The sequence below is a fragment of the Dysosmobacter sp. Marseille-Q4140 genome, from assembly GCA_018228705.1.
In the GTDB taxonomy this organism is placed as follows: domain Bacteria; phylum Bacillota; class Clostridia; order Oscillospirales; family Oscillospiraceae; genus Oscillibacter.
This window is the reverse complement of the sequence record CP073694.1, coordinates 1,600,723-1,616,870: the sequence shown is the minus strand read 5'-3', so window position 1 is coordinate 1,616,870 and position 16,148 is coordinate 1,600,723. Positions and strand designations below refer to the sequence as shown.

Annotated in this window: 13 protein-coding genes; 7 read left to right on the top strand and 6 right to left on the bottom strand. The window is 63.5% G+C overall.

The window, feature by feature from the left end; genetic code table 11:
* The first annotated feature begins 41 nt into the window (after positions 1 to 41).
* The 6 genes from KFE19_08150 to KFE19_08125 all read left to right on the top strand — a co-directional run bounded on the left by KFE19_08150 (position 42) and on the right by KFE19_08125 (position 8,109).
* Positions 42 to 578, top strand: a complete 537-nt coding sequence (locus KFE19_08150) for a rubrerythrin family protein (protein QUO39568.1) — start codon at positions 42 to 44, stop codon at positions 576 to 578.
* A gap of 286 nt (positions 579 to 864) precedes the next feature.
* Entirely contained in the window at positions 865 to 1,128 is a 264-nt protein-coding gene (locus KFE19_08145) for an HPr family phosphocarrier protein (protein ID QUO39435.1), read from the top strand.
* Between the two features lie 141 nt (positions 1,129 to 1,269).
* Positions 1,270 to 3,099, top strand: coding sequence for an excinuclease ABC subunit UvrC (gene uvrC / locus KFE19_08140; GenBank protein QUO39434.1), 1,830 nt, complete (start codon positions 1,270 to 1,272; stop codon positions 3,097 to 3,099).
* 275 nt (positions 3,100 to 3,374) lie between these two features.
* Positions 3,375 to 3,956, top strand: a complete 582-nt coding sequence (locus KFE19_08135) for a hypothetical protein (GenBank protein ID QUO39433.1) — start codon at positions 3,375 to 3,377, stop codon at positions 3,954 to 3,956.
* 14 nt (positions 3,957 to 3,970) lie between these two features.
* A complete protein-coding gene (locus tag KFE19_08130; protein ID QUO39432.1) occupies positions 3,971 to 5,569 on the top strand; it encodes a GH3 auxin-responsive promoter family protein in 1,599 nt (532 codons plus the stop codon).
* Positions 5,566 to 8,109, top strand: coding sequence for a diguanylate cyclase (locus KFE19_08125; GenBank protein QUO39431.1), 2,544 nt, complete (start codon positions 5,566 to 5,568; stop codon positions 8,107 to 8,109). The genes KFE19_08130 and KFE19_08125 overlap by 4 nt, the downstream gene beginning before the upstream one ends.
* A 153-nt stretch (positions 8,110 to 8,262) precedes the next feature.
* Here the strand turns inward: KFE19_08125 and KFE19_08120 are convergent, their stop codons facing one another.
* Together KFE19_08120 and KFE19_08115 are read right to left on the bottom strand one after the other, a co-directional pair.
* Positions 8,263 to 8,691: a hypothetical protein gene (locus KFE19_08120; protein ID QUO39430.1), complete on the bottom strand. Its 429-nt coding sequence runs from the start codon at positions 8,689 to 8,691 to the stop codon at positions 8,263 to 8,265.
* Between the two features lie 108 nt (positions 8,692 to 8,799).
* Positions 8,800 to 10,968 carry an LTA synthase family protein gene (locus KFE19_08115; GenBank protein QUO39429.1) on the bottom strand — a complete coding sequence of 723 codons (2,169 nt, stop codon included), beginning with the start codon at positions 10,966 to 10,968 and terminating at the stop codon, positions 8,800 to 8,802.
* On the opposite strand from KFE19_08115, the gene KFE19_08110 reads away from it, so the two are divergent.
* Positions 10,967 to 11,812 (top strand): helix-turn-helix transcriptional regulator, encoded by an 846-nt coding sequence (locus tag KFE19_08110; protein ID QUO39428.1) that lies wholly within the window; start codon positions 10,967 to 10,969, stop codon positions 11,810 to 11,812. The two genes, KFE19_08115 and KFE19_08110, sit on opposite strands and share 2 nt — an antisense overlap.
* Before the next feature lie 55 nt (positions 11,813 to 11,867).
* Here KFE19_08110 and KFE19_08105 read toward each other — a convergent pair whose 3' ends face one another.
* The 4 genes from KFE19_08105 to KFE19_08090 all read right to left on the bottom strand — a co-directional run bounded on the left by KFE19_08105 (position 11,868) and on the right by KFE19_08090 (position 16,114).
* The gene (locus KFE19_08105) at positions 11,868 to 12,452 is read right to left on the bottom strand and encodes a helix-turn-helix transcriptional regulator (GenBank protein QUO39427.1); all 585 of its coding nucleotides are present in this window, start codon (positions 12,450 to 12,452) and stop codon (positions 11,868 to 11,870) included.
* A 138-nt stretch (positions 12,453 to 12,590) separates the two neighbouring features.
* The gene (locus tag KFE19_08100) at positions 12,591 to 13,523 is read right to left on the bottom strand and encodes a hypothetical protein (protein ID QUO39426.1); all 933 of its coding nucleotides are present in this window, start codon (positions 13,521 to 13,523) and stop codon (positions 12,591 to 12,593) included.
* Between the two features lie 25 nt (positions 13,524 to 13,548).
* Positions 13,549 to 14,649 (bottom strand): GTP-binding protein, encoded by a 1,101-nt coding sequence (locus KFE19_08095; GenBank protein QUO39425.1) that lies wholly within the window; start codon positions 14,647 to 14,649, stop codon positions 13,549 to 13,551.
* 97 nt (positions 14,650 to 14,746) lie between these two features.
* The gene (locus KFE19_08090) at positions 14,747 to 16,114 is read right to left on the bottom strand and encodes a sodium:alanine symporter family protein (GenBank protein QUO39424.1); all 1,368 of its coding nucleotides are present in this window, start codon (positions 16,112 to 16,114) and stop codon (positions 14,747 to 14,749) included.
* Positions 16,115 to 16,148 lie beyond the last annotated feature (34 nt).

The following is a 16,148-nucleotide window of genomic DNA, read 5'->3' as shown; positions in this document are numbered from 1 at the left end:
GGAGATCAAGTATTCAACTTATTTTTTGAAAGGGGAAAGTTATTATGGAACTGAAAGGCAGCAAGACCGAGGCCAATCTGTGGATCGCATTCGCGGGGGAGTCCCAGGCCCGCAATAAGTATGATTATTTTGCCAGCCAGGCCAAGAAAGAGGGCTACGAGCAGATCGCGGCCATCTTCCAGGAGACCGCTCTGAACGAGAAAGAGCACGCCAAGCTCTGGTTCAAGGCCCTGAGCGGCATCGGCAGCACCGAGGCCAACCTGGCTGCCGCCGCTGCCGGCGAGAACGAGGAGTGGACCAAGATGTACGCCGAGATGGCCAAGACCGCCGAGGAGGAGGGGTTCCTGGCCCTGGCCGCTCAGTTTGAGGGCGTTGCCAAGATCGAAAAGACCCATGAGGAGCGCTATCTGAAGCTGCTGGACAACCTGAAGAAGGGCGAGGTCTTCAAGAAGGGCGAGAAGGTCATGTGGTTCTGCCGCAACTGCGGCCATGTGGAGATCGCCGAGAGCGCGCCTGCCGTGTGCCCGGTGTGCAAGCATCCCCAGGCCTACTTCCAGATCAAGGCCCAGAACTATTGATCCGTACGGCTGCCGTGCAGCAAGAGAGCGGGACATCCGAAGGATGTCCCGCTCATTTTCGTTTTGTCGGACACCGGATGGAAAAAGTGATAAAAACCGGGTATAAAATCGCCCTGGAATGGTGCAAACTACCAAAAGACTGGGTTTCCAACAGTTGGTTTTTTTCAAATGTTTGTGAAAAACGCCGTTGACGCAACTGGCAAAAGCGGTTATGATGATAACAGGAAAATGACCTGCTATGCAATCGCACGCGAAACGAATTGGTATAGAAAAGGAGAGCTGTATCATGTATACACAGGAGATCACTGTTAACAACGAGGTGGGACTGCACGCCAGACCCGCTACCTTCTTCATCCAGAAAGCCAATGAGTTCAAGAGCGGCATCTGGGTCGAGAAAGAGGACCGCCGTGTCAATGCCAAGAGCCTGCTGGGCGTTCTGTCCCTGGGCATCGTGAAGGGCACCACCATCACCCTCATCGCCGACGGCGCTGATGAGAAGGAAGCTGTCAGCGCCCTGGTGGATCTGGTCAACGACAACTTCGGCGAGTAATCCTGTCCCTTGCGGAGCGCCGGCTCTGCTGAAAACGGAAGGATCGGAATGCAGCGGCTTCGCCTTGCGCGGAGCCGCGCTTTTTGTTACACTGACAATGCCGGCGGCCGCCGGAGAGGCTCAGAGAGAGGAGGATGCCCCATGACACGGGAGGAGCTGCGGGAGAAGGCCAACGACCTGCCCCTGACGCCGGGAGTCTATCTGATGATGGACAAGACCGGCAAGGTCATCTACGTAGGCAAGGCCAAGAAACTGAAAAACCGGGTCAGTCAGTATTTCCAGGACAGCGCGGGCCACACCGCTAAGACCCGGCAGATGGTGGCCCAGGTGGACCACTTCGACACCATCTTCGTCTCCAGTGAGTTCGAGGCGCTGGTGCTGGAGAACTCTCTCATCAAGCGCCACAGTCCCAAGTACAACATCCTCCTGAAGGATGACAAGGGCTATCCCTTTGTGCGGCTGTCCAAGGGGGAGTATCCCCGCTTTTCCATGGTCAACAAGATGGCTCAGGACGGGGCCCGGTACTTCGGCCCCTTCGGCGGCCGGTACGAGACCCGCCAGGCCCTGGACGCGGTGCTCTCCGCCCTGCGCCTGCCCACCTGCTCCCGGGTGTTCCCCCGGGACATCGGGGCGGAGCGGCCCTGCCTGAACTTCCACATGGGCCGGTGCGACGGCTTCTGCCGCCGGGAGATGACGGCGGAGACCTACCGGGCCCGGATCGAGCAGGCGGTGCAGCTGCTGGAGGGCAAGTCCAAGCAGCTGCTGCGGGAGATGACCGCCCAGATGGAGGCGGAGGCGGAGGCACTGCGCTTCGAGCAGGCAGCGGCTCTGCGGGACCGGATCAACGCCATCGGCGCCCTGGCCAAAAAGCAGACGGTGATCGCTGGCCTCTGCGCCGACACGGACATCTGGGGCATCTTCCGAGGCTCCGGCAAGTGCTGCTATGCCGTGCTCCACATGGAGGAGGGGAACCTGGCCGGCCGGGAGACGGAGCTGTTCACCGCCCCCATTGACGAGGACGAGGGGGAGATGCTCTCCGCTATCACCGCCCAGTACTATCTGCCCAGATCCATCCTGCCCCACGAGATCCTGCTGCCCGCCGAGACGGAGGGCCATTGCGAGGATCTCAGCCAGGTCCTCACCCGCCGGGCGGGGCGGAAGGTGTGGGTCCACGTGCCCTACCGTGGGGAGAAGGCGGACCTTTTGGAGATGGCCCACGACAACGCCGCCCGGGAGGCGGAGCGGGCCACCACCGACGCCGAGCGGGTGGCCCACACCCTGGAGCTGCTGCAGCGGATGCTGGACCTGCCCGCCCCGCCGGGGCGGATGGAGTCCTTCGACATCTCCAACACTGGAAAAAGTGACATCGTGGCCTCCATGGTGGTGTACAGCGGCACCCGCCCCCTGAAATCCGCCTACCGGCGCTTCCGCATCCAGTCCCTGGAGGGCCATCCCGACGACTACGCCTCCATGCAGGAGGTGCTGACCCGGCGGCTCCAGCGGGCCGCTGACGGGGATGAGAAGTTCCTGCCCCTGCCGGACGTGTTTCTGATCGACGGCGGCCAGACCCATGCCGCCGCCGCCCGGGAGGTGGCGCAGCGGTTTGGGGTGGCCGTGCCCATCTTCGGCATGGTGAAGGACGACCGCCACCGGACCCGGGCCCTGGTGACCCCGGACGGCCGGGAGATCGGCATTGTGGCCAACCAGGCGGTGTTCTCCCTGATCGGCCAGATCCAGGAGGAGACCCACCGCTTTGCCATTACCTACCACCATGAGAGCCACAGCAAAAGCGCCACCCGCTCCGCGCTGGACGGCATCCCCGGCGTGGGGCCCAAGCGGCGGGAGGAGCTGCGCAGGCACTTCGGCACCATCCGGGCCATCCGGGAAGCGGACGTGGAGGCCCTGGCCGCTGTGGTGCCGCGGAGTGCCGCCGAGGCGGTATGGCAGCATTTTCACCAGAAAAATCCATGACAAAAGCAGGAAAAAACCGGCAAAGCCTTTGGGCTGAGCCGGTTTTTCTGTTGTGAGATTTGCCAAAAACAGTTGGTTACAAAAATTATATTATTTTCAAATTGAAAAATAATAAGAAACCTGATACAAGCGGTGGAAATTGTGCAAGAAACAGTGCCCCATATCTTGTGCCCGGTTGGTTTGTAAGCGATTTGTGTAAATCGTATAGTCAAAATTTGTTGAAATTATACATAAACACCAGTATAATAAGATACAATAGGTAACATAACAATATTATGGAGAAATATGTGACCGGTTGGGAGGACGATGCCATGGGTTGGCCGCTGAGCCTCTGTGGCTTCGCGCTGTTTTTTCTCAGCGATTATAACGACTGGCGGTGGGGATACCGGGCTCTGCGATTCTGCTTTCCCAGCGGAGGATTGCTGCTGACGGCCGGGACCCTTTTGGACCTGCGGTGGGAGCAGTCGCTGGCTCGGGGCTGGTTCCGGGCCGCGGTGCTGCTTCTGGGCGTAATGTTTCTGGCGCTCTTGGTCTATACGCTGTTTTTTGCCCTGCCTGCGGCGGCATCCTACGCCCGCCCCGGAGAAAAGCGGCGGGCCTGCACTACGGGAGTGTACGCCCTGTGCCGGCATCCCGGCGTGCTGTGGTTTGCCGGCGTGTACGGATGCCTGTGGCTTGCCGCCGGGCTGCCGCTATGGGAGGCGGCGCTGCTGTGCGGAGTGAATGTGGGGCTGGTGCTGTTTGAGGACCGGTGTGTGTTTCCGGCGCTGCTGGAGGGGTATGAGGCCTATCAGGCCGCCACGCCCTTTCTGCTGCCGGGCCGGCGGCGCGGGAGAAGCTGCCGGAAAAAGAGTTGAGGGGGATCGGGCCCGTGCGATTTGAGGACAAGCTGAAAAAGTGTAGCCATGAACAGCTGTGGCAGGAGTACTGCGGCTTCCTGGACATGAGCCTTGCCGACTATATGTATACCCAGCGCCGGCTGATGGAGGAGCAGATCGATCTCTGGAGCAAGAGCGGGCTGGGCCGCCAGATGCTGCGGGGCAAGACTCCCCGGACCATCGATGACCTGCGGGCCATGCTGCCCCTGACCACCTACGCCAACTACGCCGACGTGCTGCTGGCCCGGCGGACGGATATGCTCTGCGGCGAGCCCGCCGTTTGGATCCAGACCACCTGGGAGGGCGGCCTCCGGCCGGTGAAGCTGGCGCCCTATACCCGCAGCATGCTGGATACTTACCGTCACAATCTGCTGGCCACCATGATGATGGCCACTGCCCGGAAAAAGGGCGACTTTGATCTCAAGCGCGGCGACCGGATTTTGTACGGCGGCGCGCCGCTTCCCTATGCCACGGGACTGATGCCCTCCCTTTTCGACGAGGACATCCGCTTCACCTGGCTGCCGGACTCCAACACCAATTCCGACCTGAGCTTCAGCCAGCGGATCAAGAAGGGCTTCGCCATGGCCATGAGCGGCGGCGTGGACTTCTTCTTCGGCATCGGCTCCGTGGCCAATTACATCACGGAGAGCTTCGGCAAAAGCAGCGGCGGCCACAGCGGAAAGGTAAAGGCTTCCCCGGGCAACGCCCTGCGGTATCTGCGGGCCAAGTACATCAGCCGCCGGGACGGGCGGCCTATCGTCCCGGGCGACGTGTTCCGGCTGAAGGCCTTCTTCTTTGCCGGGACCGACGCCAAGTGCTACAAGGACCGGCTGACCAGGGCGTGGGGCATTGCGCCGGTGGAACTGGCCGCCGGGACGGAGTCCACCTGTATCGGCGCTGAGAACTGGGAGCACCGGGGCATGGTATTCTTCCCGGATGCCTGCTTCTACGAGTTCATCCCGGAGGCCGAGTGCCACCGGAACCTGACTGATCCGGACTACCAGCCCCGCACCTGCCTGATGGATGAGATCCAGGCGGGGGAGACCTATGAGCTGGTGATCTCCGTGCTCCACGGCGGCGCCTTCATGCGCTACCGCATCGGCGATATGTACCACTGCGTCAGCGCCGGCAGCGGCCAGCTGCCCCGGCTGACCTTCGTGGACCGGGTGCCGGATGTGATCGACATTGCCGGCTTCACCCGGATCACCCTCTCGTCCATGCAGGAGGTCATCCGCCTCAGCCGTCTGGACCTGGGGGACTGGGTGCTGAAAAAGGAGTTCAACGAAAACGACGACCCCTTCCTCCACATGTATCTGGAGATTCCGCCGGATACACAGTGCAGCGAGGTGACCGTCCGCACGGTGCTGGCGGAGCACCTGAGCTTGTACTTCAAGTATTTCGACAGCGATTACGGCGATCTGAAGAAGCTGCTGAACATGGAGCCTCTGGAGATCACCATTCTCAAATATGGTACCATCTCCGCCTATGAGGCCCATATCGGCCAGCGGATCCCGCGGATCAATCCCGGCATGCTGGACGTGATGGGGCTGCTGCGCCAGCAGGCCCAGCCGGAAGGGAGGCGGCTGCCGTGAGCAACATCCCCTTCCTGTATATCAACGTTTCGGTACTGTGCTGCTTCCTGCTGATGTTCGTCACCATCCTGGCGGTGAAGAAGACGCCGGAGATCTGGGCGTTTCTGGCGGTGCTGGTGGACGTGATCCTGTGGGCCGGCGGCTCCGTACTCATGCGGCTGCAGTTCTGGCCGGGGATGCGGTTTTGGTATGCGGTCTCCCTGGTGGCGCTGTTTATCATGGAGCTGCTGTTTTACATCTTCATCCATGTGTTCACCCGCCGCAAGGGCAAGCTCCTGCTGAGCGTGTTTGTCCTCTGGAATGCCGCGATCATCCCCGGCACCATCAGCGGCTTCTTCCTGGAAATGCCCAGACCCGTAAGCCTGGAAAACGGGGACACGGTGTTTCTGTACAGCCTGAACTGGCATATCATCATCCCCTGCATCATGTTCGTGTGCATCATCGCGGCCACGGTGGCGGCGCTGCTGCAGGCCATCCGGGAGCAGGGGGCCCATTCTCCCGGCATCCAGATGCTGGTGGCCAGCGGTCTGATAATGCTGGTGGGCAATCTGCTGCAGGTGAGTATTCCGGGGAATACGTTCCCCTTCGACATGCTCTCCGGCCTGGTGTTTGCCGCGCTGCTGATTTACACGCTGTACCGCCGCCGTCTGTTCCGAATGACCCTGGTGGTGTCGCGGAGCCTGCTGGCAGTGACCATGGCGGCGGTGTGCGTCACCTTTGCCGCCAACCTGATCGGTCCCATGTATGAATTCTCCCAGCAGCGGCTGGGACTGGATCAGGACTGGTCCATCACCACCGTGGCAGTCACCTTCGCCGGGGTGCTGGCCGTGGCCTATGTGCTGGTACGGCGGCTGCTGGACGCGGTGTTCATCCGGGAGGAGCAGCAGAACAAGCTGGTAAAAAAGTTCTCCGCCGAGGTCTCTCAGACTCTGAGTACGGCGGATATCATGGAAAAGCTGGGCGGCGTGATCGCCTGTGAGATCCCGGTGGAGCAGATCTACGTCTGCCTGCTGGAGGGGAACGCCTATCAGGCCCGGTATTGTTCCAGCCCCTTGGCGACGCTGTCCTTCTCCATCTCCAAGGACAGCCCCCAGATCGCCTATCTCCAGGAGGAGAGCTACCTGCTGCTCAATGAGTTTCGCAACACGCCCCGGTATCTGTCCGTATGGGAGACGGAGAAGGAGCTGTTCCGCCGTCTGAACATCGACTGCGTGGCCGCCATGCGCAGCGGCAGCGAGGTGGTGGGCCTGGTGATGCTCTCCGCCAAGACCCGGGACCACAGCTTCACGGCTGTGGAGGTGGGCTTTCTGGAGACGGTCAGCTCCATCGCCTCCATCGCGCTGAAAAACGCCTCCCTGTATGAGAAGATCTTCCGGGAGGCCCGCATCGATCCCCTGACCGGCATGTACAACTACCGCTACTTCGTGGAGCAGCTGGAGGAGCAGTTCCGCGCCTGCGGCAAGGAATGCCTGACGCTGATGTACATCGATGTGGACGACTTCAAGCTCTACAACCAGCTCTACGGCGTGGGCGAGGGCGACGCGGCCCTGTGCCGCATCAGCGAGGCCATCAGCCGCAGCGTGGGCGAGAGCGGCACCGTGTTCCGCACCAGCGGAAAGGTGTTTGCCGTGCTGCTGCAGCTGCAGGATACCCAGCGGGCCCGGAAGCTGGCCCGGGATATCCAGGAGCGGGTGGCGGACATCAACATGGTGCCGGAACGGCGCCGCTACAAGCCGCTGTCCGTCAGCGCGGGCATCTGCTCGGCGCCCTATGCCGCCTCCAGTGCCAAGGAGCTGATGGACAACGCCGACCTGGCGGTCTACAACGCCAAGCAGGGCGGCAAGGACCAGATCGTCATTTTCCGGGGCGCGTCGGACTTCGTGCCCCAGCAGCTGGCGGAGCGGACCGACGCCATCGTGGACCGCATCGAACAGGGCGAGGGCGAATACCGCACCGCCATGTCCATGATCTCGGCCCTGACCGCCGCCATCGACGCCAAGGACCACTATACTTACGCCCACAGCAAGAACGTGGCCCGGTACGCCGCTACGCTGGCGGTGGCCGCCGGCCTCAACGACGATCAGGTCCGCACCATCTACGCCGCGGGTCTCCTCCACGACATCGGCAAGATCTCCGTGCCGGAGACCATCCTCAACAAGACCGGCAAGCTGGAGGTGGAGGAGTACCGGCAGATGAAGGACCACGTCAACAACTCCATCGAGATGATCCGCCACCTGCCGGAGATGGACTACCTGATCCCGGCGGTGCTGGGCCATCACGAGCGATGGGACGGCAAGGGCTATCCCCGGGGCATCTCCGGGGAGGACATCCCGGTCTCCGCCCGGTGCCTGGCCCTGGCCGACGTGTTCGACGCCATGACCACGGACCGGCCCTACCGCAAGGGGCTGCCCCTGGATTACGCCCTCAGCGAATTGCAGCGGGGCGCCGGGACCCAGTTCGACCCGGCCCTGACAGAGGTGTTCGTGCAGCTGATCCGCAGCCGCAGCATTCCGCTGTCCAATCCCTCCGCCCGCCGCTGAGCGGAACGAACTCAACATAGGCAACCGCCCGGCGTGAAGCGCAGCTTCACGCCGGGCGGATCTCGTTTTGGGCGCCGGATGCGGCGCTTCAAGCGTCCGCTTCGGAGCGCGGCCTGGAAAAACGCCCGGAGCCGGGCGCTCCGGGCGTGTCACCTATGCGTATCTTTTGGGGAACATCCGCCCCAGAAAGGCGCCGATCAGGACGCCGACCAGCATCCCGCCGCAGCACAGCAGGGCAAACAGCAGGAAAAAGCCCGTGGACTCCATGTCATAGAAATCCGTCACGACCGCCACAAGGCGGGCGGCGGTGGAGAGGTCCGCCATCAAAAGGAGCACCAGTCCCAGGCAGGCCGCCAGGACCAGGATCCATGCCCGGGGCCGCCGTCCCCGCCGGACCCAGTGGAAAAAGGGACCGGACATCACCAGAGCCGGGATCCAGAAGAGGATCACGATGTACGAGATCGGGTGGAAGAGACGCAGGCTGCCCAGCAGCGGTGCGGCGGCGAAAAAGGCGGTGGCCGCTGCTGCTGCCGTCAGCACCGACAAAATCAGATCTCTCCAGGGCCAGGACCGCATTACCATTCCCGTCCTTTCTCCCAAGCGGGGCTTTTTTTCATGGTAGCATGGCCGTCCGCACCCTGTCAAGGCGGCAGAAAGCCCCCGGCGGACCCGTCCGCCGGGGGCTGCCGGTCATGGGATATCCTTGTAGCGCAGGTGATAGTAACTCCACTGGCGCCACTGCTGGATCAGCTCCCGAATCTCCGCACCCGTGGCGCCGCTCTCCGGCGCCCACTGGTCCAGATCCCGGTCCTTGATGTAGGTGCCGTCCGGGATCATATAGGTCTTTTTCTGCACCACAGGCACGACCCGCCGCAGCTGGTTGAGGAAGTCGAACCAGGGACTCTCGCCGGCCCGGCCCGTCAGCTCCAGCACCGCCGCGCCCAGGAAGCTGGCGGACAGCCTCCCGTTCTCCGGCAGGTCCAGGTCCGCCGCAGCCTGGTCCCAGTCCAGGGCCTCCGCCGCCGCGTCGTTGGCCCAGATCACATAGGGCGTCTCATAGGAGCACAGGGGGTCCGTCCGGTCGTCCTCCGGCAGGGCCACCTCCAATCCCAGCTCCGCGTAGGCCAGCTGGTTGTCCCCCAGATAGGGCAGGTGGTCCCCCCAGAACACCAGCACCACCGGCTCGCCGGAGGCGGAGAAATGGTCCACCAGGCGGCCCAGCATGGCGTCGGCGTCCCGGGCGCCCTCGATGTAGACCTTCAGCAGCGTCTCCACCTCCTCGGAGACGGAGACGGTCAGGGGCACGTCGGGGTAGACGTAGCCCTCGCCGTACTTGTCGGCGGTGTAGGACATGTGGTTCTGGATGGTGGTGGTGTAGTGGAACAGGGGCTCTCCGGCGTCCACGGCCTCCTGGAATTCCTCCTCGATCAGGCCCGCCATGTAGTCGTCGGTGACCCAGCGGCCCTTGTACTGAAGGTCCGTCATCTGGTCGGCAAACACCGTCTCCTCCGCGCCGAACCAGCGGTAGACGTTCTCCCGGTTGTAGAACCAGTCGTCGCCGGGGTGGAAGAAGGAGGTGGCGTAGCCGTCGTCGGCAAAGACCCGGAACAGACTGTCCAGGTTCCGGTTTACCACCCGGAAGGAGGAAGTGGTGGTGGCGGAGAGGGCGTTGGTCTGCATCCCCGTCAGCACGTCGAACTCCGTGTTGGCGGTGCCGCCGGCGAAGCCCGGCACCACCACGTGGCCGATCAGGGCGTGGGGGTCGCTTTGCAGGGCGTGGAGGTTGGGCAGGGGGTCGGTCTCCTCCGTATAGGCGAACACGTCAGCGTCGGTCAGGTCGGAGAAGGCCTCGTTCATCACCATGATGACATTCACGTCCTTCCCCAGGCCGGTCTCGCCGCCCTCGTCCCAGGCCTCCGCCTCCGCACGGCTGAAGCCCTCGGGCTTGTCCACGGCGTAGGTGGTGAACTGGTGGCAGAAGCAGTAGGGGAAGCCCAGCTCGTTGAATACCGAGGGGATGTAATAGGCGTTGGAGACCCGGAAGGAGTTGTACAGGCCGTCGGAGGCGTACACCGTCAAAATGAGGCCCGCCAGCACCGCGAAGCTGGCGGCGGCCCCCAGCGCCCGGCCCAGAGCGCCCCGGAGACGCCGCACCGGGAAGGGCTTGCCGCCCACTACCACGCCCAGGGCCGCCAGGGCCAGGGTGGTCAGGACCACCAGGGCGATGGCGCCCCAGGGGAAGCGGATCTCGTAGGTGCCCATGGCGCTGCCGACCTCTTTGAGCAGGGCGAAGTCCCGGGGGAACACCGGCTCGTCCCGGACCTCGATCTTGATGCGGTTGGCAATGGACAGCAGGCACACCACCAGGTTCACCAGGGCGGCGCCGAAAAAGACGTTGCGGAACAGGCAGGCGAACACCAGCACCAGCAGTCCGATGGGCATGGCGTTCAGCACGATCAGAAGGGGCTGGCCCCGGAATACCGCCAGCACGCTGCGCAGGGCGTTGGGCTGGCACCAGAGGGCCAGCAGGGTGATGCATCCGGACACCAGCACCGCCGCCAGCAGGGAACCCCACCAGGGCAGGCGGAATTTGGGGAAGTGATCTCGAATTTTCAAAGCCTTGGTCCTTTCCTGTTCAAATTGGTTCTGTTTGACGCAGTATTCCTCTATTATAAGGATTTGGCTGTGAAAAGCAAGCGGGAAGATGTGAACAAATATACGATCCGTATTTTTTGGGAGAAAAATACGGACCGTATCGAACGGAGGCGAAAAATGACGGCGGTCTACGCCCCGTAGGGTGCCCGGCAGGCGGGGGCTGTGGTACAATGTCCCGGAGAACACGGAAAAGGAGCACGCCATGGACGCGAAAAAAACTGGAGAACTGATCGCCGCCCGCCGCCGGGAGCTGGGCCTCAGCCAGGAGGAGCTGGCGGCGCGGCTGCACGTGACGGACAAGGCTGTCAGCAAGTGGGAGACAGGCCGGGGGATGCCGGGCATCGAGTCCCTGGAGCCTCTGGCAGAGGCCCTGGGCCTCTCGGTCAGCGAGATCCTGGGCGGCCGGCGGCTGACGGCGGAGGAACTGCCGAAAGCGGCGGGGGGCCAGATCGTGGAGACCATGCAGGAGCGGCTGCGGCTTTTGCGGGGCGTCCTGGCCGCGCTGATCGTCATTGCCGCCCTGGCAGGGATGTATTTCGGATATCACTACTTCGGCTCGGCTCCGGAGACGGACCTGGAGGCCCTGGCAAAGAAGGCGGAGGAATATCTGGGTGCCCGGGACTCCGGCGCCGCCGTGGGGATCGCGGAGACGGAGCGGCGGGGGGATTACCTGGCCGCCCTGTGCACCGACGATCAGGGGAATTGGTGCATGTGCGTCTATGACCGGGACAGCGTGTTCCCGGACCGCTGGCGGGCCGGGGGCGGAAAGCCCAGCCTGACCGCCGGGAAATTGGGCAGCTGGAACTTCGGCAATCCCCGGGAGGCGGTCATCATCCTCTGCGGCGGGGACCTGCCGGAGGAGGCGGCCTTCTATACCTTCCAGAACAGCGGCATCACCTACACCTGCCCCATTGAGAACCGGCAGGTGCTGGATGTGTTTTTGCTGCCGGACAACACGGACATCAGCTCCAACGGGATGGATCTGCTGGACGAAAACGGAGCACCTCTGGACTGGCCTCTGGAGGGAACCGCAGAGGCGGTCCCGTGACAGAGCTCCCTGAACGAACGACACCCCCTCCGCCCATGGCGGAGGGGGTGTCCCTTTACACCAGCTGGTAGAACAGGCCCCGGGTGGTAGAGTACCACACTAGTTTGCCGTGGGGTTTGCCCGGCAGCCGGGCGTGGATCTCCCACTCCGGGTACTGGCGCAGCACCAGCAGCTTCTCCCCGGTCACCAGGGTCAGGAAGGAGATGTAGTCGTCCTTCCGGGCGGGGTGGTCGCTCTCCACGTACCAGTCCCCGTCGCTGTCTGTGACCCGCAGGGCCTGCTCCGGCGCGGCCTTTTGGGGCTCCAGCGCCTCCAGAGGACGGCCGCAGCAGGACACGGAGGACGGCCCCGTGCAGAAGGAGAGACTGCCGCAGACCGGGCAGACAAAAAAGCGCGTTTTGTTCATGTTGCCTCCTGAGAGTTGATTTTCCGCCAGCTCCCCGGCCAGCAGGGCGGACACATCCACCTGCAGGCAGGCGGAGAGGGCCGGCAGCAGGCTCACGTCGGGGCAGCCCAGCGCCCGCTCCCACTTGCTGACGGTCTTGGCGCTCAGCCCCAGGGCCTCCGCCAGCTGTCCCTGGGTCAGGCCCCGCTCCCGCCGCAGACGGCGGATCAGGGCGCCGATCTTTGCATAGTCCATACGCTCACCTCTCCGTCAGGATAGCGGACGGCCCGCCGTCCGGCAACCGCCGCTCCGTAGACTTTTTGCAAAATTCCCCTCCGTTTGACAACGAAGGGGAATTTTTCGGCCGGATGTTACGATTTGTATTGCGGCTCGTCAGAAGGTGACGACCTCCTGGGCGGGCTTTTCCGCCGGGCCGATGGCCAGCACGTGCATGACGGGGCCCCGGCCCTTGTAGGCCGCGTGCTTCTCCACGGCCATGCGGGCGGTGACCTCGATCCAGTCCCGGTTGTTGTACTGGGCAAGGCCCACGCCCTTGGCAATGAGGCCCATGAACTGGATGTCGTTTTCGCAGCAGGTCATCACGAAGCGGCCGGGGCAGTGGATGCCCGGGTACTTCTTGGAGTGGCACATGATGAGCTTCATGTGGACGGTTTTGCCGGCGTACCGGTCCGGGTGGTCCATGACGTCCACGTACCAGACGCCGAAGTCGTCGTCGGGGATGTCGATGACCTCCTGATTGAGGTCGAAGGGGCACTCGTCGCCGGTGAGGTAGTCCTCGCTGGTGCCGTCCTCCATCTCCAGATAGATGTCCGCCCGGCGGTTCACCATGCGGAGGTTCCGCTTGCGCAGGGCGTCCCGCAGCTCCGGCGTGCAGCGGTTGAACACCAGCATGTCCGCGTTGGTGATCTTCTCCATCATCAGCTGGCCCATGTTCTTGGCGTACATCTCGAAGGTGGGGGCGTGGACGAAGGTCATGATCTGGTAGAGGACCCAGTTGGCCGGCAGGACCTCTCTGTAAAGACGTTCCATCTGCCACATGCCGTTGTACTCGATGAGCACCTGCTTGGGGTGGTACTGCTTCTCCAGCTCCTTGAGCCGGGAGCATTTCAGGTCCTCCTCGTCCTCAAAGGTGACGACCGTCACATTGTCCAGGGCGTTTTTCTCGTACTCCTCCTCGCCCTCCTCGCAGCAGAGCAGGAGCGTGGGCTCCTGGCGGGCGAAGCCGTCCTCCAGGATGCCGTTGATGAAATTGGTCTTGCCGGCGTCCAGGAAGCCGGCCACCAGATAAACAGGAATATCAGCCATGGTAAAGTGCGTTTCCTTTCCAAACTTACAAGCCGAAGAGCTGCGCCAGCTTGTCCTCTTTCAGTTCCGCGCCGATGACGCAGAGGCGCCCCGTGTAGTCGGGATGGCCGGGGCGGACCTGGTGCTCCTCGGGCACGAAGTCGAACTCGATCCACGCGCCGTTCTCGCCGGAGACGATGCCCTTGGCCCGGAGGATCCTGCCGTACTCGCCGGAGTCCAGGGCGGTCAGGATGCGCTCGATGTCGGTCTGGGCGAACACCTTGGGCGTCTCCTTGCCCCAGGAGGTGAACACCTCGTCGGCGTGATGGTGGTGGTGATGGTGGCAGGAGCAGCTGGGATCGTCGCACTCGTGGTCGTGATGGTGCTCGTGCTCGTCGTGGTCATGGTGGTGCTCGTGCTCATGGTCATGATGATGTTCATGCTCATGTTCATGCTCATGGTCGTGCTCGTGTTCATGCTCGTGGGCGTGCTCCGCCTCGTCGGCGGCGTGCTCGGCGCGCATCTTCTCCAGCAGCTCGTCGGCCAGGGACACCTTCTCCATGGCGGAGAGGATCACCTTGCCGTCCAGCTGGTCCCAGGGGGTGGTGAGGATGGCGGCGTCGGGGTTCTTCTCCCGCAGCATGGCCGCGGCGGCCTCCAGCTTCTCCTGGGTCAGCTTCTGGGTCCGGGAGAGGATGATGGCCCCGGCGGATTCGATCTGGTTGTTGTAGAACTCGCCGAAGTTCTTCATATAGACCTTCACCTTGGTGGCGTCGGCCACGGTGACGTAGCTGTCCAGCACCATGTCAGGGATCTCGGAAATGGTGTTCTGCACGGCCACCACCACGTCGCTGAGCTTGCCCACGCCGGAGGGCTCAATGAGGATGCGGTCCGGGTGGAACTGCTCCTGCACGTCCTTCAATGCCTTGCCGAAGTCGCCCACCAGGGAGCAGCAGATGCACCCGGAGGACATCTCGGAGATCTGGATGCCGGACTCTTTCAAAAAGCCGCCGTCAATGCTGATCTCGCCGAATTCGTTTTCGATCAGCACCAGCTGCTCACCCTGGAAGGCCTCGGAGAGGAGCTTCTTGATGAGGGTGGTCTTGCCGGCGCCCAGGAATCCGGAGATAATGTCGATTTTCGTCATGAAATCAAGTCCTTTGCCATAAAATTTTTGACCGACATTATCTTACCATTAAAAATAGAAAATGCAACTCCCCCGGGATAAAAAAGCCGGATTCACCCTATTTCCGTCCGCCCGCTTTCAGCCTGATTTGGAAATTCCGGGCCTCTTTCGCTGCGGTGCCGGAGAGGAGCAGGAGGCACAGAAGGTTCGGCAGAGCCATCAGGGCGTTGCAGATGTCCGCCAGGCGGAACACCGTCTCCAGCTGTACCACCGCGCCCCAGAAGGCCGTCAGGGCAAAGACGGTCCGGTACAGGGAGAGCCCGCGGCCGCCGGTGAGATATCCGAAGGCGGTCTCCCCCTGGTAGGCCCAGCCGATGATGGTGGAGAAGGCGAAGAGAGTCACGCAGACGCACACCAACACGGCGCCGGTCCGGCCCAGCACGGTGGAGAAGGCCAGGATGGTCAGCGCCGCGCCGTCGGTGCCCCGGGCCTCCGGTGTGCCCAGGACCCCGGAGGCGCAGATGGCAAGGCCCGTGACGGTGCAGAGGATCAGCGTGTCGAACACGATGCCGGTCATGCTGACGTAGCCCTGACGGGCGGGGCAGTCGGTCCGGGCAGCGGCAGCAGAGATGGCGGCGGAGCCAAGCCCCGCCTCGTTGGAAAACACGCCTCGGGCCACGCCCCAGCGCAGGGAGGTGAGGAGCGACCCGGCGGCCCCGCCCGCTGCGGCCCGGGGGGAGAGGGCACAGAGGAACAGATCTCCCACGGCCTGGGGCAGGTTCCGCCAGTTACCGAGGATGACCGCCAGGCCCGCCCCCAGGTACAGCACCGCCATGGCCGGCACCAGCACCGAGGACACCCGGGCGATGCCCCGGATGCCGCCCAGGATGATGACCAGAGCCAGGGCCGCCGTCACCGCCCCCACCGCCGCCGGTGGCAGGGAGAAGGCGGTGTCCAGGGCGGCGGAGATGGAATTGGCCTGCGTGAGGCTCCCGATGCCGAAGGAGGCCCCTACGGCAAAGAGCGCGAACACCGCGCCCAGTACGGCGCCGGGGCGGCCCAGAGTGTCTGCCATGACGTACATGGGACCGCCATAGGGCTGGCCCTGTCTGTCACGGCGGCGGTACTTCACCGCCAGGGTGCACTCGGTGAATTTGGTGGCCATGCCCAGCAGGGCGGAGACCTCCATCCACACCAGGGCCCCCGGCCCGCCGGCGGTCAGAGCCGTGGCCACGCCCACGATGTTGCCGGTGCCGATGGTGGCGGCCAGGGCGGTCATCAGGGCGGCGAAGGGGGACACGCCCCCCTCGCCGCCCCGGCGCGCCTCCCGGCTGAGGACGCTGCGCAGTGCCCAGCCCAGGTTCCGCCAGGGAAGAAAGCCCAGACGGACCGTCAGAAACGCCCCGGTCCCCAGCAGCAGCGCCAGGGTGCCGGGACCCCACAGGACCCGCTCTGCCGTCCGGAGCCACGTCTCCAAAGCCGCCATGGACCCGCCTCCTTTTTCCATATGTACCAGCATA

What these genes read in the sequence shown, in the direction of transcription:
- KFE19_08145 (QUO39435.1), top strand. Translation starts at nt 865, where the DNA reads ATGTATACACAGGAGATCACTGTTAACAACGAGGTGGGACTGCACGCC.
- uvrC (QUO39434.1), top strand. Translation starts at nt 1,270, where the DNA reads ATGACACGGGAGGAGCTGCGGGAGAAGGCCAACGACCTGCCCCTGACG.
- KFE19_08135 (QUO39433.1), top strand. Translation starts at nt 3,375, where the DNA reads ATGGAGAAATATGTGACCGGTTGGGAGGACGATGCCATGGGTTGGCCG.
- KFE19_08120 (QUO39430.1), bottom strand. Translation starts at nt 8,691, where the DNA reads ATGGTAATGCGGTCCTGGCCCTGGAGAGATCTGATTTTGTCGGTGCTG.
- KFE19_08110 (QUO39428.1), top strand. Translation starts at nt 10,967, where the DNA reads ATGGACGCGAAAAAAACTGGAGAACTGATCGCCGCCCGCCGCCGGGAG.
- KFE19_08115 (QUO39429.1), bottom strand. Translation starts at nt 10,968, where the DNA reads ATGGCGTGCTCCTTTTCCGTGTTCTCCGGGACATTGTACCACAGCCCC.
- KFE19_08105 (QUO39427.1), bottom strand. Translation starts at nt 12,452, where the DNA reads ATGGACTATGCAAAGATCGGCGCCCTGATCCGCCGTCTGCGGCGGGAG.
- KFE19_08100 (QUO39426.1), bottom strand. Translation starts at nt 13,523, where the DNA reads ATGGCTGATATTCCTGTTTATCTGGTGGCCGGCTTCCTGGACGCCGGC.
- KFE19_08095 (QUO39425.1), bottom strand. Translation starts at nt 14,649, where the DNA reads ATGACGAAAATCGACATTATCTCCGGATTCCTGGGCGCCGGCAAGACC.
- KFE19_08090 (QUO39424.1), bottom strand. Translation starts at nt 16,114, where the DNA reads ATGGCGGCTTTGGAGACGTGGCTCCGGACGGCAGAGCGGGTCCTGTGG.